Raw genomic sequence first — 16418 nt, forward strand, 5'->3', positions numbered from 1 at the left:
GGCAGCGATATCCTCTGTGGTACATGGTAAAAAAGCATAAAGCCCTGTATCTCTTAATGCTTCCCGGTATTTTATACTACCTGATCTTTAAGTACATGCCGATGTACGGCGTCATTATCGCGTTCCAGGACTACTCCATCGGCAGAGGCATCATGGACAGCAAGTTTGTCGGGCTGAAGCACTTTATCGAATTTTTTTACGTAACCCCGGACGCCTGGAAGCTGATCCGAAATACCGTCATGCTTAACGTGTATGATTTGCTGTTTCATTTTCCGGCACCGATTGTGCTGGCCATCCTGTTTCACGAGATCAAGAATAAAGCGTTTCAGCGATTCGCGCAAAGCATCAGTTACATGCCGCACTTCCTATCCACGGTCGTCATTGCGGGAATCATGGTTACGTTCCTCTCCCCGCAAACCGGAATCATCAACCACTTTCTGGTGAAGCTGTTCGGAATTGAACCGATCCTGTTCCTTGGCATGCCGGAGTGGTTCAGGACGATCTATGTCGGCTCCGAAATATGGCAAAAGCTCGGCTGGGGGACCATTCTATACCTTGCGGCCATTGCAGGCATCGACCCGACGCTGTATGAAGCGGCTAAGATGGACGGCGCCAACCGGTTCCAGCAAATCAGGCACATTACCTTTGTGGGTATGATTCCCGTCATGATCATATTGTTCGTGCTGACGCTCGGCAATTTCATGGAGACCGGCTTTCAAAAAATATTGCTGCTTTACAATTCGATGAATTATGAAACCTCCGATGTCATTAATACCTTCGTCTACCGGCGGGGCATTCTGGATGCGGACTTCAGCTTCGCGACGGCTGTGGGCCTGTTCCAATCGGCTATCGGGTTCATCCTTGTCGTTGCCGCGAACCGGATCGTCAAAAAATACTCGGAAACGAGCTTATGGTAAGGAGGGCGGTTGTCATAAAAATCAGGGTAAGCCTCGCATCCAGGATATTCGACAGCTTGAACTATGCTTTGATGCTGCTCCTTATCGTCATTATGGTCTATCCTATGATCTATGTCCTCTCGGCTTCGATCAGTGACAATGCCATGGTGGCCAGCGGAGAAGTACTGCTCCTGCCCAAGGCGATTACATGGATAGCCTATGAACAGCTCATCTACAACCCGGATCTGTGGCAGAGCTACTGGAATACGATTCGCTACACCTTCGTACACGTTGCGTTGACGCTGATCGCAACCTCCGCTATGGCGTATCCGCTTGCGAAGAAATGGCTGCCCGGCCGCAGGCTGATTCTGATGATGGCCGCCTTCACGCTGCTGTTTAACGGAGGAATGATTCCGACCTTTATTGTCGTCCAGCAGTTGGGATTGCTGAACTCGATTTGGGCGATTGTTCTGCCTACGCTCATTAGCACTTGGTATCTGTTCATTATGCGGACTTTCTTCGAAGCGCTGCCGGAGGAATTGGAGGATGCCGCTACCATCGACGGGTGCGGGTCGATTCAGGTGCTCGTACGGATTGTGCTGCCCCTATCCATGCCGGTCATGGCGACGATCGGGCTATTTACGGCGGTAAACCAATGGAACGCGTTCTTCGATGCACTGATTTATTTGAACGACCGAAGCATGTATCCTCTGCAAATCATGCTTCGCAACATTCTTATTACAGGCAGCCAAGTGCAAGGAGAGGGTGATCTATCGCACCTTGGCACCATGAAGTATGCCATGATCATCATCGCAACGCTTCCGATTCTGTGTGTGTATCCGTTTATCCAGAAATATTTTGTGCAAGGTACCATGATCGGCGGTATCAAAGGATAGCGGTAGTGTTATAGATTCCAGCTCTTGCGTAGGAGTCTATCTCTATAAATGATAATCCGTAAATACCCAGGGAGGTATGAGTGAATGAAAAAAAGCTATGCAGCAACGGCACTCACCACGATCATGCTAGGGGGCTTGGTCGCAGCGGGCTGTTCAAGCGACACGAGCCCTGCGCCTTCGGCCGGAGAGGGGAAAGGGACGGACAAGGCGCCGAAGCCGATTACCTTCTCCTGGCTGGTGTATGACCGGCCGGAGGGAAAGGTACGGACGGACTGGGAGATTTTCAAGGAGATAGAAGCCAAGACGGGAGTCAAGGTCGAATTTCAGGTTGTCAGCCAAGAGGGACTGAAGGAAAAGAAGCAAATCATGATTGCAACCAATACTGTCACGGACTTCATTCAAGTAGATACACTGGAGGGGAGGGAGCATGGTCCGAACAAGGTGTTCCTAAATTTAAAGGATTACCTGGATAAGGCTCCGAACCTGAAAGCCTTCTATGAGAAATACCCGGAGGCTAAAGCGGTTGCAACGGGCGCTGACGGCGGGATCTATACCGTACCGGTTATCGAAGGCGATGCCGCGGGGAAGGGCTTTAACTTTATCTGGTATGCCCGTAAGGATCTGATGGACCAGTATGGTCTCAAGGCTCCGACTACGTTGGATGAATTTTACCAATTCCTGAAGACCTTGAAGGAAAAGCAGCCTGACACGTATCCGCTTATCTCTAACGCCATTGTAGGCGATACGGGGCTGTACACTACTTTCGGCAGAGCATTTACAGGCATTCATGGCTTCTATAATATCGATCCGATGACGGATAAGTACGCTTTTGCGCCTTATCATAAGGGCTATAAGGACGCGCTTCTCTTCCTGAATAAGCTGTATACGGAGAAGCTTCTAGACCCGGAATATTCGCTGCTCACGCAGGCGCAATGGGAAGAGCGTATACTGAAAGGGAAGTCGCTCGTCACTTATTTCTGGAAAGCCGATCTCGAGACGCTGGTCGATAAGGCACGCAAAGCAGGCACGCCGAATTACGAGCTTGACGCCATTCCGCAATTTGCCGCGAGCGGCATTAAAAATTACCAATTCTCGCGTTCTGTGATTGGGGCTGCAGGACGTGCCATTTCCGCCAAGGTGAAGGATAAGGACCGGGCCGTAAAGTTCCTCGATTACCTGGTGAGCGAAGAAGGCTCCAATTATTTATCTCTGGGCATCGAGGGAAAAACGTATACGATGGAGAACGGCAAGCCGGTTTACATGAAGTCCTTCGGAGCTTCTCCTTTCGTTCCGCTGCGCAAGGATTGGGGGGTATGGTATGACATGATCGGACTCGATAACGCCAAAGCCCGGGAAGTATGGGAGCGGGGCTTAAGCGAGAAGAGCAAGGATATCAATGCCCGGTACGCTTCGTTTATCGTTCCCGCTCCTAAGCAAATCGTAAAGAGTCAAGAGGAGCTTGAGCTCGAGAAGTCGAAGCTCAGCAACTTGAATAAATATCTCGAACAGAAGCTGACGGAATTCGTAACGGGCAAAACGCCGATCAACGACACGACCTACCAGCAATTTATCGATCAAGCGAAGAAGCTCGGCTCCGACGAGCTGCTGAACATGTACAATTCGGCTTACACGCGCACCTATGGCAAAAAGTGATCATGCTGCGGATAAGCGGAGGCTTAGGTTAGGAAGCCGGTTAGACTTCGCAACAATTGTCAAGGGGGACCGTCCATGGCTCTTAAGGAAAGCTTCAAAATCATCGATGCCGATGTTCACAATGAACAAAGCGACGCCGCGCTGGTGCCGTACTTGCCTGAACCGTGGCGCTCCCGCGTAGCCAGCACTGGCATCGGCTACGCCGGCTCGGGTTATTATTCGCCGGTTGGCGTCATGAAGAAGGATGCCATTCCGCCGAGCGGCGCGAAGGCCGGCTCGGAGCCTGATCTGCTGATCCGGCAGCTCGTGGAGGGCTACGATCTCGAATACGCCATCCTGACAGGGGTAGTGTATAACATCTCATCGACCCATGATCCGGATTACGCGGCTGCAATTTGCTCGGCGTACAATGACTTTCTGATTGCCGAATGGCTTGGCAAGCACCGGGCGTTTAAAGGAGCGATGGCCGTAGCAACACAGGACCCGCTCCTGGCAGCCAAGGAAATCGACCGCGTCGGAGGTCATCCGGATATTGTGGAGGTCATTATCGCGGGAGCGGCCAGGGGGCCGCTCGGTAGCCGCTTCTATCATCCGATATACGAGGCTGCGGAGCGAAACGGACTGCCGCTGGCGATCCACCCGGGAGCGGAGGGCGGGGGAAGCTCCAACGTACCCACGGCCGCAGGGTACCCCGCAAGGTATATCGAGTGGCATACGTGCCTTTCGCAAACCTTCATGGCGCACCTGGTCAGTATGGTGTGTGAGGGAGTGTTCGAGAAATTCCCGAACCTGAAGGTCGTGTTCGTGGAAGGCGGCATTGCCTGGCTGCCGCATTTAATGTGGCGTCTGGATAAGAACTATAAGGCGCTCCGTTCCACCGTGCCTTGGCTGAAGAAGCTACCGAGCCAGTATATCAGGGAGCACTGTTATTTGACGACGCAGCCGATCGAGGAGCCTGACAATCCGCAGCATTTGATCGACTTGTTCAATATGATCGATGCGGAGAACATGATTCTGTATTCGAGCGATTACCCGCATTGGGATTTCGATGCGCCGAATATGATACTGCGCCGGCTGAATCCGGAGGCGAAGCGGAAAATATTTTATGAAAACGCGAAGCAGCTGTATAAGCTGTAATACTCAGTGACCGGAGGTGCTTCTATGGCGGTACACTATGTGGTGGACGCGGCCGATGTTCCGGAGGGCGGGCATGCCGAGGTGAAGGTCGGAGGACGGAGCATCGGCATCTATCGAATCGGCGGGCAGTTTTATGCGCTGAACAATTATTGCCCCCACCAAGGCGCACCCATGTGCGCAGGGCTCGTGTCCGGCACGACGCTGCCGTCAGAGGTGTATCAATACGAGTACGGCAGGGTTGGGGAAATCATCCGTTGCCCCTGGCACGGCTGGGAGTTTGATATTAAGACGGGCAAATCGCTATTCAGCGACAAAATATGGGTGAAAACGTATGCAGTGGAAGTGAGCGGCGGCAAAGTGGGCATCGTTATGGAGGGATAAGGTGCAGGGGGAGCGAAAGGGCGGATGATGCCTTTTCGCTCTTTTTGTTACGAGAAAACCAGGATCCTTACAACAAGGGCCATTTCCGTGCAATAGCCTGAACATGGATAGCAACCATACTCCCTGCTCACACCACCCACAGGCAGAAACTTGCCCGGAAATGGATGCAAAGGTGCTGAAGAAGTCAATTTCATAATTAGAAAGCCCATGTGGAATAAGGTTTTTCGGCAAACAAAAAAGGAGTACCTCCCCACATTAAGTTTGCCGAATTGTTTTAAGTAGCGAACGGCTATTAAACGTGCATGGGCACTACACGAAGGCTCAAAAAAAGGGCGTTTGTCGATCGCGAACTATGTTACCTAACGTACAACGTGTCTACATTTGCGCTGAATCATTTGAACATGAACATCCGTTTGAGCAAACAAGCCGCGTAACCTTTTTGAAAATGTACAAATCGAAATTGGTTACCTGCGGCATATAGATCGCGTTACAGGGCATCTGGCGCTTATCACAGCCCGGTAACGCTCCTTATAACGTTATTAATTCACCTTACTGTACCAAATATGTGTTCATCTGCGACCGTAAGATGAAAAAATCGCGTTACAGGGCGTCTGGTGCTTATCACGGCCCGGCGATGCTCCTTATAACGTTATTAATTCACCTTACTGTACCAAATATGTGTTCATCTGCGACCGTAAGATGAAAAAATCGCGTTACAGGGTGTCTGGCGCTTATCACAGCCCGGTAATGCTCCTTATAACGTTATTAATCACCTTAAAGTGCAGGAATCTAGATCCCAAGCGTAGCTCCGAAAGAGATTTGTGAGAAAATACATCTTTCAGAGCGCACAATGGCTGAAAACGAGGCAAATGGTTTCGAAATGTGTGTGTATATACGCAGAAATCAACTTTCTTATGATGAAAGAGTCTACTTTTGCATAATTGTACCGATCCAAGATGTGTAGATTCCCAACCGTTGACCGCTGACCGGGTGCCTTCCTGATTATAGCTGAAGAGGGAATGTCGAATAATCGCGTGGATCTAGGTATTTTGTCATTTCCCGGGGAATAAACGGTAAGCTATTCATAGGTCATCGACGGGCTGCTATTGGCTTTATCGAAAGGGGGATGCTCCAAAGATGACAAGTTGCGCTGCTCTATTAGCTCGATAAAGGTACCCGCGCAAGTTGTCAGCGGCACGTTGCGCATGGTCAAGATCCCCACATGGGAGGGAGGCAGCTTCACATCCAATTCGATTTCGAAGAGAGATCCTTCCTCTAGCTCCTTAGAAACAAACTCTCGGGTCACATAAGAGATGCCGAGTCCATTACGGGCGAATTCGATGAGCAGATCTACGCTGCCTACCTCGATCTCAGGCTTGATGGTAAAGCCGTAGCTTTGGAATAGTTCGGTGATGCCCATTCGGGCCCGGCTGTTTCGAGAGAATAATATAATAGGGTGTTGAAGCAGCTGATCCAGCGACAAAATTTGTCCTTGCAGCTCGGCATAGCGGATTCCGGCTACAAAACACTCCTGCAGCTGGATATTCTCCCTCACTTCCAGCTGAGAATCTACGATAGGCGTACGAACGACGCCCATATCAATCGCGCCTTCCTTTAAGAAGGAGATGATTTCCGGTGTCGTACCATGCTTCAAGTGAAGCTTGATGCCGGGATGAATCTGATGAAACTCCTTCAGGTACGGCAGCAGGTAATGCTTGAACAGCGAATCGCTTCCGCCGATGCGCAGCTCGCCGCTGTCCAAATTTTTGAGAGCGAGCATTTTCTGTTCAGCCAGCGTGAGCAGCATTTGCGACTGTTCAATGTAGGAGAACAAGACGGCGCCTTCCGGCGTTAAGGTAACGCCCTTGGAATTCCGGTGGAACAAGGTGAGGCCGAACCGGTCCTCCAGTTGTTTGATGGAATGGCTGACGCTGGGCTGCGTGAGGAATAATATTTTGGCCGCCTGCGTGAGGCTGTTTGTTTTTGCTGCCCAATAGAACACTTTGTAGAGCTCGTAGTTAATGGTCATAGATCAGATTTATGGCTCCTATGGAATATATTCATTACACGTATGGTCTCTATCCGTATTATATTGTAATCAGGAGTTAGAAACTAGAGTTTGGGGGAAAGAAAACAATGCCGATTACCAAAACGATAGAACAGCTGGCTATCGATACGATCCGTACCCTTTCGATTGATGCCATTAACAGCGCCAATTCGGGTCATCCGGGACTGCCGATGGGAGCCGCGCCAATGGCCTATGCATTGTGGGCAAAGGAATTAAAGCACAATCCCGGACATTCCAAATGGTTCAACCGCGACCGCTTCGTGCTGTCTGCCGGACACGGCTCTGCCTTGCTGTACAGCCTTCTTCACTTGTTCGGCTACCAGCTGACGCTTGATGATGTCAAACAGTTTCGCAAATTAAACAGCAAAACGCCCGGACATCCCGAGTTCGGACACACGGACGGGGTAGATGCCACGACAGGACCGCTCGGTCAAGGTATTGCTATGGCCGTAGGCATGGCGATGGCGGAAGCGCACTTGGCTTCGAGATTCAATCAGGACGGCTACCCGGTTATCGATCATTACACGTATTCGCTGGTTGGAGACGGCTGTCTCATGGAGGGAATTTCCTATGAGGCGATGTCGATGGCAGGGCACATGAAGCTGGGCAAGCTGATTGTGTTATATGATTCCAACGATATTTCGTTGGACGGTGATCTTCATCTCTCGTTCGGCGAGCATATGCAGAAGCGGGTGGAATCGGCGAACTGGCAATATTTGCGGGTCGAGGACGGCAACGATCTCTCGAAGATCAGTGAAGCGATTGCGGCAGCCAAGCTAAATACATCCCAGCCGACGCTCATCGAAATTCGTACGATCATCGGCTACGGAAGCAAGGCGGCGGGAACGAACAAGGTTCACGGCAATCCGCTGGGAAACGAAGAAGCCAAAGCAACCAAAGAAGTATACGGTTGGTCCTACGAGGAAGAGTTCACTGTTCCGGATGAAGTGAAGGCCCACTTTGAACAGCTCAAGCAGAAGGGGCAATCCCAAGAAGAGGAGTGGAACCGGCTTCTGAAGTCTTACCAAGCTAAGCATCCCGAGCTGGGCAGAGAGCTGGAGCAGGTGATTGGCGGAACGGTTACTATTGACGCTGGCGATATTCTGACCTTCGATTCTGCCAAGTCGATATCGACTCGGGTCGCGAGCGGCGAAGCCATCAATCATTATGTGAAGACCGTTCCTTCCATTTTTGGCGGCAGTGCGGATTTATCGCATTCGACCATGACGGATATCCGCGGAGAGCAGAAGTTTGCGGTGGAGTCCTATTCAGGCCGGAACGTTTATTTCGGCGTACGCGAGCATGCGATGGGGGCAGCCGGCAACGGCATGGCGCTTCACGGCGGCGTGAAACCTTTCGTGAGCACGTTCTTCGTGTTCAGCGATTACTTGCGCCCGTCCATTCGTTTGGCCGCGCTGCAGAAGCTGCCTGTGACCTATGTGTTCACCCACGATTCGATCGCCGTTGGAGAAGATGGTCCTACGCATGAGCCGGTGGAGCATCTGGCCGCACTTCGCACCATCCCGGGGCTTACGGTCATCAGGCCGTCCGACGCCAACGAAACGGCAAGCGCATGGGCCTATGCGCTGCAGCAAAATGAGGGTCCGGTAGCTCTCATCCTAAGCAGACAAAACCTTCCTATCTTCGAAGAAACGAAAGCGAATGTGGATGGGGTTGCCAGAGGCGCTTATATCTTGTACGATACGAACAAGCAGCCGGATTTGATCCTGATTGCCACCGGCTCGGAGGTTTCTCTGGCCATGAACACGAAAACGGAGCTGGAGAAAGACAATATCTCCGTTCGTGTGGTCGCTATGCCGAGCAGAGAGCTGTTCGACCGGCAGCCGGAAGACTACAAGCAGCAAATCCTCCCCGACTCCGTGACGAAACGACTGGCGATAGAAGCGGGGATATCCCTGGGCTGGGATCGCTTCGTCGGGAAGGACGGCAAGGTGCTGTCGATCGACACCTTCGGCGCCTCGGGATCAGGTCCGGCGGTCTTGGAATACTTCGGCTTCTCAATAGCGAATACCGTACGACTGGCAAAGGAAATACTAAATTAATTGATTTCAATGGAGGGAATTATCAATGAAACTGTTTATCGACACAGCCAATCTTGAAGACATTAAGAAGGCTTACAAAATCGGCGTCCTGTCCGGCGTGACCACGAACCCGTCTTTGGTCGCCAAAGAAGGCGTGAAATTTGAAGACCGTATTGCCGAAATTTTGCGCGAAGTGCCTGAGGTGGAATCCGTTTCCGCCGAGGTTACACCGGATGCGTTAACAGCAGAGGAAATGATTGCCCAAGCCGATGAGCTGATCAAAATCAACAACTACGATAAGAACATCACCATCAAGCTGCCTATGACGCTGGCAGGCTTGGAGGCTTGCCGCTACCTGACCAAGAAGGGTGTAAAAACGAACGTCACGTTGATTTTTACCGTAAATCAAGCGTTGCTGGCGGCTCGTGCAGGCGCAACCTATGTTTCCCCGTTCCTCGGTCGTTTGGATGACATTTCTGAGGATGGCGTTCAGCTTGTTACCAAGGTTGCTGAATTGTTCCGCATTCATAGCCTGGATGCGCAAATTATCGCCGCTTCGGTCCGTCATCCGGATCACGTCACCCGCGTCGCAATGGCAGGCGCGCATATTGCAACGGTTCCTTTTAGCGTGATCGAGCAAATTTCCAAGCATCCTCTGACCGACCAAGGAATGGATAAATTCGCGGCGGATTGGAAGAAGGCTCAGCAGTAATCGGTAAGCCATAGCGTTTCTTTAAGAGGCGATCAAGAGAGCGAAGCTCATCTTGGTCGCCTTTTTGTCCTGCCGGAGCGGGTGTGGGGGGCAAAAAGTTATGTGCTGCATATTGCATGAAACCCGTTAGACGTAGGATGATACGAGTAGCTGGAATTGCAGCTTTGAACAAAAATATTGAAGAAATGGAGTTTCCAAGCAACAATATATAAATAATTGCAAGCATACATGCTATATAATCATAGATAAAGGTTGTCTCATGCATATTCGGCCACCCGAAGTGCAGCATGCAGGAGGGAATTACATTGAGCAGGTATATGTTACGTTTGCTGTCGTACAGCCTTATATTAGGAATTCTTCCTGCCGTCTTGATCGGCTTTGTTTCCTATTCGATTGCCTCGGGAGATATTGAGAATAAGGTAAAAGAGGCGAATATGCAGTGGTTAGCCCAAACCCAGATGCGGGTCGAGCAAATGCTGAAGTCGATAGAGAAGTCGGCGACCCAATTCGCCAATTCCTCTCTTGTAAAAGCATCGATGAATATCTCTTTAACCTCATCCGATTTTGAATCCGTCCGGGAGCTTTCGAAGGAATTGTACAATCTGCAATCCAGCGACGCGATCATAACCCAGGCGTACCTCGTGAACCTGGAACGGAGCTGGGCGTTAAACCTCAATGTCATGAAGCCGCTGGAGCAGTTCGCGAACCGGCAGGAATTTATAGATTATGCCAAGGAGCCGAGAAGCATTCTCTGGTATACCGGGTTGTCTCCCTCCAGCGGGGATGATTTCTCGGAGCCGGTTGACAGCGTCACATTGGTCCATAAGATCCCCATTCTGCCTCAGACCGATAAGCCGCAAGGATTGCTTGTGATCCGAATTGTCGCATCGGAAATTACAGGGGCGATCAGCTCTCCTGCAAGCTCCAACCACAGCTACATCTTCGACCGGTCCGGACAGGATATTCTAGGGAAGGATTCGAACAAGGAGTCCGAAACGGAGACGAACGGGGAGATCACACGTACTGTTATCGATCGGTTAAATGCCTATCCGGAGCAGCGGCAGGGGCTGATCCACATGAAGCTGAACGGTGAAGAGGTAGCGGTGTTATACCGTTCCTCGAATTACAATAGCTGGACCTACGTATCCGTTGTTTCCATCGGAGAGCTGAAGAAGGAGACGCGGAAAATCGCCGAGGTCACCGTGCTCGTCTGTGCTACCATCCTTTTGTTGGTGCTTGCAGGTGTCTTATACGGCAGCCGCCGGATGTACCGTCCTATCGGAAATCTGCTTGAGGTAGCTAGAGGACTTGGTTCTTCCGGGACGGAAGCGTCCACTGCTCCGAAGAAGGATGAACTCGAATTCATTAAGATCAGCATGCAATCCTTGGCGTCATCCAAGGACCGTGTCGAGCAGCAAATGCTGGGACAAGCGACCCATTTGAAGGAATTTTTCGTATTAAAGCTGTTCACGGGACAGCTGACGGAAAGCGATTACTTGTACAGATCCGTAACCTACGGATTCCCTACGGGGTGGAAGAGCCTGGGTGTCCTCGCGCTTCAGATCGATAACTTGCAGGAAACGCGTTACGGTGAGGAGGATCGGGAGCTGCTGCTGTATGCGATCAGCAATATCACGCAAGAGGTGCTGCCGGCTTCGACCCGGTTCACCCCGATTACGATCAACAAATCGCAGGTGACCCTGATAGCCGCAGATCAAGAGGACCCGGACCAGGTCAGACGCATTCTGTATGAGGCTGCAGAGTGTATTAAGAGGAATGCCGAGCAAGTGCTTCAATTGAAGGTGAGTATCGGAATCAGTAACCCGTTCGACCATCTGATGGGTACGGTTAAAGCCTACGGGGAGAGTCTCTCCGCCTTAAAAGCTAGAATCAGCCTCGGTCCGGAGATCATCGTCCATTACAGGGACATTGAGAATCATCTGAGTGCGGAGCATTATGAATATTCCCATCTGAAGGTGCTGGAGGAAAGGTTGGTGTATGCCCTTCGGGAAATGCAGCCGAACAGCGCCTCCGAGATATTCCAGCAGTATTTCGACGCACTGCTTTACAAGGACGGCTATCTGTATGAGCATCAAACGCTTCTGCTGCAGCTAGTATCCCGAATACTCCAAATCGTACAGGATCAAGGCATTTCGCTGAAAAAGGTACTGGAGGACGAGGGAACGGTGGAAGGACTGCTGCAGCTCCAGACACGCGAGGAGATTATTCACTGGTTTGAATCCAAATTGTTTACTCCGTTGATTCAGGTGCTGTCCGAAAAATCCGAAACCCAGTACATTAAGATTGCCGATAAATTGGTAAAAATGATACAGGAGCACTACGATCAGGAGATGACTCTGGAATCCTGCTCCCAGCTATTAAACTACCATCCGGTCTATTTAAGCCGTATCTTTAAGCGAGAGATCGGGATTCCCTTCAGTGACTACTTATCGGACTACCGGATGAAGATGGCCAAGGTCATGCTGGAGACGACCGACCTGAAAATTTCTGAAATCGGCGAAAAGCTGCAGTACAAAAATATAAGCTCCTTTATTCGAAGCTATAAGAAGATGTATCAGATTACCCCTGGGCAGCACCGGGAAAAGATCATGAAGGGGAGTACAGAATGAAGACGTATTCCGCTATTTTGTTAAGCAGCCTGCTTGTGTCCGGCACCCTTACGGCATGCGGAGGAGTCGGGGGCGAGGAAGCGAAGCCGCTTGCCGATGAGCCGTTTTATTTGTCCATTGGGGCGAGCTTGACCGGTGAGCTTCCTCCCAAAAATAATGCGGTGGAGCAGGTTATTGAAGCCTATACGAATACAAGCCTTCAGATCCAATGGATTCCTCTGTCCGCCTATGACGAAAAGGTGAAATTGATGATAGCTTCCGGTGAGCTTCCGAAGCTGATCAAGCTGGCGTATTCCCCAACTTACATTGCCACCTTGAAGGCTGGGCAGTTCTGGGAGCTTGGGCCTTTCCTGAAGGACTATCCCCATCTGTCGGCAGTGGACAAGAGATATTATGAGAACATTTCCGTCGGGGGCAAGATTTACGGGATTCCGGTCTTTCGGAACCTCGGACGTGCCGTCATCCAATATAGGAAGGATTGGCTCGAGCGTCTGGGCTTGAAGGTACCGGTTACACTGGACGACTGGTATCGGGTCGTTCGTGCCTTAACTCTGGAGGATCCTGACGGAAATGGGAAGGACGATACGTATGGAATGGTGCTGGAGAAGCGTTACAACCAGGATGTCAGCTCGATTCTGACCCGGATTTCCGTTTCCCAGGGCGGACCGAACAAGTGGAAGGCGGAGAACGGGCGGTTCACACCGGAGTTTATGACGGAGCCTTTCCTTGAAACCATGAAGATGTTCCGACGGCTATATCAAGAGAACCTTATCAATTCGGATTTTGCGGTAGTGGATACGATCGAAACGGGCAGGATCTATGATTCGGGCCGAGCCGGCATTCAAATTTCCGGTGGGAATGTCCAGACATGGCAGGACAAGCTGGTCAAGATCGTTCCGAACGCTACAGTTGACGTTGCCCCGCTGGCCGGTCCGAATGGAATCCGGCTTCCCGGTGAACCGGGTAATGCCGGATTTCTGGCTATTCCTAAGGACACGGTGAAGACGGAGGCCGAGGTGAGAAAAATTTTGCATTTTCTCGATAAGCTCATGGAGCCGTCCATGCAAACCGTTATTCTCAAAGGAGTGGAGAACCGGCATTGGATCGATAAGGGGGAGTATACGGAGGTTTTGGATCGTACCTTGGATCTCAGGGAGGTGAAGCCTTACCGGGATATGCTGCCTTCACTTGGGGAAGAGGAAGCAGCGATCAAACCGAGCGTACAGCCTGACCTGTTCCGCAAAAATCAGCGAATCGGGAAAGAGTACACCTCTTATATCGTTCCGAACCCGGCACTCATTTTGGATTCGGAAACGTTCACCGAGCGGGGAAAGGAACTCGATATCCTCATTACGGATGCGGAGACTAAGTTTATTATGGGCAAAATCGACGAGGCCGGCTGGAAGACCGAGCTGGAGAAGTGGAAGCAGGCCGGCGGCGAACGGATGATACGGGAATACGAGGAAGCGTATCAAAAACAGTGGAAGTTACGTCGCGGCGGTGACGGAAGATAGGACCGGATGCATAACGAAAGCGGAAAGCAAGGGTTACTTGCTGCTCCGCTTTTTTTCTATTTGGTAATGCCTATGAGAAGGTCGTCGCGCGTCCGACAGGGGATGCAAAGCTGCTAAAGTGCAGAAATCAACGGTCTCAAGCGGGAGTCAGACGGAGATTTGTGAGAATCGGCATCTTTAAGAGAGCTCACCGGCGGAAAACGAGGCCTATGGCCTTGAAATGTTGTACTTAAGCAGAAATCCCTTCGAACCTTGTTGAAAATTATGGAAAAAGCTGCTCTTTTGCAGAAATGTGCTGTAGACACGAGGACGATGGGTTAGAGCTCATACCCTTCAACAGTAGGAATTAGTCACACAAATTGTTCTATCAAGCATATCCCTTGGTTGCCCCGGGGTTATACAGGGGTACTTCAAGCCGCAAAGCGCACTTGGTTATATGAGCGGTATAGCCGGACATTGGAGAATGACCTGATAATGAGAGGCAGAAACCATAGAGAACTTAATGTAGGAGGAACACGGAGATGAAGCAAGATCTGTATGCCCCGGCAGGAAAACCCGCCTCCCTTGCAAAGCAAGGCAAGTTCGGGATCCTGCTGAGGGATCTCATTCGGGACAAGTGGCTGTACTTAATGCTGCTGCCGGGAGTACTTTATTTTATCATTTTCAAATATGTGCCTATGTACGGGGTGTCCATGGCATTCCAGGATTACAGGCCGCATCTCGGATTTTTGGAAAGCCCGTGGGTAGGCTTCAAGCATTTTGAACGATTTTTCTCGGAACCTCAGTTTGGCATGCTGTTCCGCAATACGATCATTTTGGCGGTGTACAACTTACTCTTTTTCTTCCCGCTGCCTATTATCCTGTCGCTCATGCTGAATGAAGTAAGGCAAGCCAAGTTCAAAAGCTTCGTACAGACCTTGGTTTACATCCCTCACTTTGTATCGTGGGTGGTTGTCGTGGGGATCTTCTACATCCTCTTTACGACGGAGAACGGGATCCTCAACGAGCTGCTGTATCAACTGACAGGCAAGAAAATCGCTTTCCTGCTGGAGGCGGAATGGTTCCGGACCATGATCATCACCCAATCCATCTGGAAAGAGGTAGGCTGGGGCACGGTCATCTTCCTGGCTGCATTAGCGGGAGTGGACTTACAGCAATACGAAGCGGCCCGGATCGACGGTGCCGGACGTTGGCGCCAGCTGTGGCACATCACGCTTCCTGCGATTCGCAGCACGATCATTATCTTGTTTATCCTGCGCTTGGGGAACTTCTTGGATTCCGGCTTCGAGCACATCTTCCTGATGCTTACTCCGACCAACCGGGAAGTAGGGGAAGTGTTCGATACCTATGTCTACACCAAGGGCTTGACCCAGGCCCAGTACAGCTACAGTGCGGCGGTCGGTCTCTTCAAATCGGTCATTGGTCTTATTCTGGTGCTGGGTTCGAACTGGCTGGCAAAGAAGTTTGGGGAAGAGGGCATTTATTAATGCCTATCTCGTTCTAAGGATGGAGGCTCCGAAATGATTCAAGATAAAACAATAGGCAATCGCATTTTCGACATCATCAATTATACTTTGCTGCTGCTTACTGCGCTCATTTGCGTGTTACCCTTCGTGTACGTGTTGGCCGTATCCTTCACAAGTCCCGCCGAGGTAGCCAGAGGGGGCTTGATCCTGTGGCCGAAGGAATGGTCTCTTGCGTCCTATAGGTACATTTTTTCAACGGATACGCTGTTCCGAAGTATGATGGTTTCCATTTATATCACAGTGCTCGGTACGCTCATTAACCTGCTCTTTACCTCGCTGATGGCCTATCCATTGGCGAAGTCTCACCTAAGAGGCCGCCAGACGATTCTCCTTGGCGTCTTGTTTACGATGCTGTTCGGCGGCGGGCTGATTCCGACTTATTTCGTTGTTAAGGCGCTCCATCTGACGAATACGCTCTGGTCTCTGATGATTCCAAGTGCGATCAGTGCCTTCAACCTGATTGTTCTGAAAAATTTCTTCCAGCAAATTCCGGACGGACTCGAGGATTCGGCCCGAATCGACGGTTGTAACGATGTGGGTGTACTGTTCCGGATCGTGCTCCCGCTATCGCTGCCGGCCATGGCGACCTTCGGGCTGTTCTATGCCGTGGGACACTGGAACCAATTTTTCAACGCTATTCTATATATTAGCGACAACACCAAATGGCCGATTCAAGTGCTGCTCAGAGAAATTGTCATCCTGGCCTCAAGCAGCATTGGGGACAACACAATCGACAGCGCGGATATTCAGCCGCTTACCATCCGGATGGCGGTCATCGTATTCGCAACCGTCCCGATCCTGCTCGTTTACCCGTTTCTTCAGAAGCATTTTGCCAAGGGAGTCATGCTGGGGTCCGTGAAAGGGTAAGCGGCTGCTTGCAGCCTTTGCCGTAAGGCTATGAACCTCCTGTTGGATCAGGTGCTTGAACAGGCTCCTGTTCGTATGGAGATCACATAGAAACTT

The 16418-nt window shown here is 50.9% G+C and carries 12 protein-coding genes; 11 read left to right on the plus strand and 1 reads right to left on the minus strand.

Annotation, left to right across the window (positions count from 1 at the left end; translation table 11 throughout):
- Positions 1–23: 23 nt before the first annotated feature.
- The 5 genes from QMO62_RS01910 (at position 24) to QMO62_RS01930 (ending at position 4963) form a co-directional block, all read left to right on the plus strand.
- Positions 24–917 carry an ABC transporter permease gene (locus QMO62_RS01910; protein ID WP_284638306.1) on the plus strand — a complete coding sequence of 298 codons (894 nt, stop codon included), beginning with the start codon at positions 24–26 and terminating at the stop codon, positions 915–917.
- 14 nt (positions 918–931) lie between these two features.
- On the plus strand, positions 932–1792 hold the full coding sequence (locus QMO62_RS01915) for a carbohydrate ABC transporter permease (protein ID WP_348651717.1): 861 nt from the start codon (positions 932–934) through the stop codon (positions 1790–1792).
- Between the two features lie 84 nt (positions 1793–1876).
- A complete protein-coding gene (locus tag QMO62_RS01920; RefSeq protein WP_284638309.1) occupies positions 1877–3445 on the plus strand; it encodes an extracellular solute-binding protein in 1569 nt (522 codons plus the stop codon).
- 75 nt (positions 3446–3520) lie between these two features.
- The gene (locus tag QMO62_RS01925) at positions 3521–4582 is read left to right on the plus strand and encodes an amidohydrolase family protein (RefSeq protein ID WP_284638311.1); all 1062 of its coding nucleotides are present in this window, start codon (positions 3521–3523) and stop codon (positions 4580–4582) included.
- Between the two features lie 24 nt (positions 4583–4606).
- The gene (locus QMO62_RS01930) at positions 4607–4963 is read left to right on the plus strand and encodes a Rieske (2Fe-2S) protein (RefSeq protein ID WP_284638312.1); all 357 of its coding nucleotides are present in this window, start codon (positions 4607–4609) and stop codon (positions 4961–4963) included.
- Between the two features lie 1078 nt (positions 4964–6041).
- Here QMO62_RS01930 and QMO62_RS01935 read toward each other — a convergent pair.
- Positions 6042–6992: a LysR family transcriptional regulator gene (locus QMO62_RS01935; protein WP_284638314.1), complete on the minus strand. Its 951-nt coding sequence runs from the start codon at positions 6990–6992 to the stop codon at positions 6042–6044.
- A gap of 113 nt (positions 6993–7105) precedes the next feature.
- Between QMO62_RS01935 and tkt the strand changes: the two genes are divergently transcribed.
- The 6 genes from tkt (at position 7106) to QMO62_RS01965 (ending at position 16322) form a co-directional block, all read left to right on the plus strand.
- The gene (tkt, locus tag QMO62_RS01940; protein ID WP_284644831.1) at positions 7106–9094 is read left to right on the plus strand and encodes a transketolase; all 1989 of its coding nucleotides are present in this window, start codon (positions 7106–7108) and stop codon (positions 9092–9094) included.
- Between the two features lie 25 nt (positions 9095–9119).
- Positions 9120–9785, plus strand: coding sequence for a fructose-6-phosphate aldolase (fsa, locus tag QMO62_RS01945; protein WP_284638315.1), 666 nt, complete (start codon positions 9120–9122; stop codon positions 9783–9785).
- 305 nt (positions 9786–10090) lie between these two features.
- Positions 10091–12415 (plus strand): helix-turn-helix domain-containing protein, encoded by a 2325-nt coding sequence (locus QMO62_RS01950; protein ID WP_284638317.1) that lies wholly within the window; start codon positions 10091–10093, stop codon positions 12413–12415.
- On the plus strand, positions 12412–13929 hold the full coding sequence (locus QMO62_RS01955; RefSeq protein WP_284638319.1) for an extracellular solute-binding protein: 1518 nt from the start codon (positions 12412–12414) through the stop codon (positions 13927–13929). The genes QMO62_RS01950 and QMO62_RS01955 overlap by 4 nt, the downstream gene beginning before the upstream one ends.
- A 521-nt stretch (positions 13930–14450) precedes the next feature.
- A complete protein-coding gene (locus QMO62_RS01960; protein ID WP_284638321.1) occupies positions 14451–15416 on the plus strand; it encodes an ABC transporter permease in 966 nt (321 codons plus the stop codon).
- Positions 15417–15449: 33 nt separating this feature from the next.
- Entirely contained in the window at positions 15450–16322 is an 873-nt protein-coding gene (locus QMO62_RS01965) for a carbohydrate ABC transporter permease (RefSeq protein ID WP_284638323.1), read from the plus strand.
- Positions 16323–16418: the final 96 nt, after the last annotated feature.

The organism is Paenibacillus silviterrae (genome assembly GCF_030167925.1).
In the GTDB taxonomy this organism is placed as follows: Bacteria; Bacillota; Bacilli; order Paenibacillales; family NBRC-103111; genus Paenibacillus_G; species Paenibacillus_G silviterrae.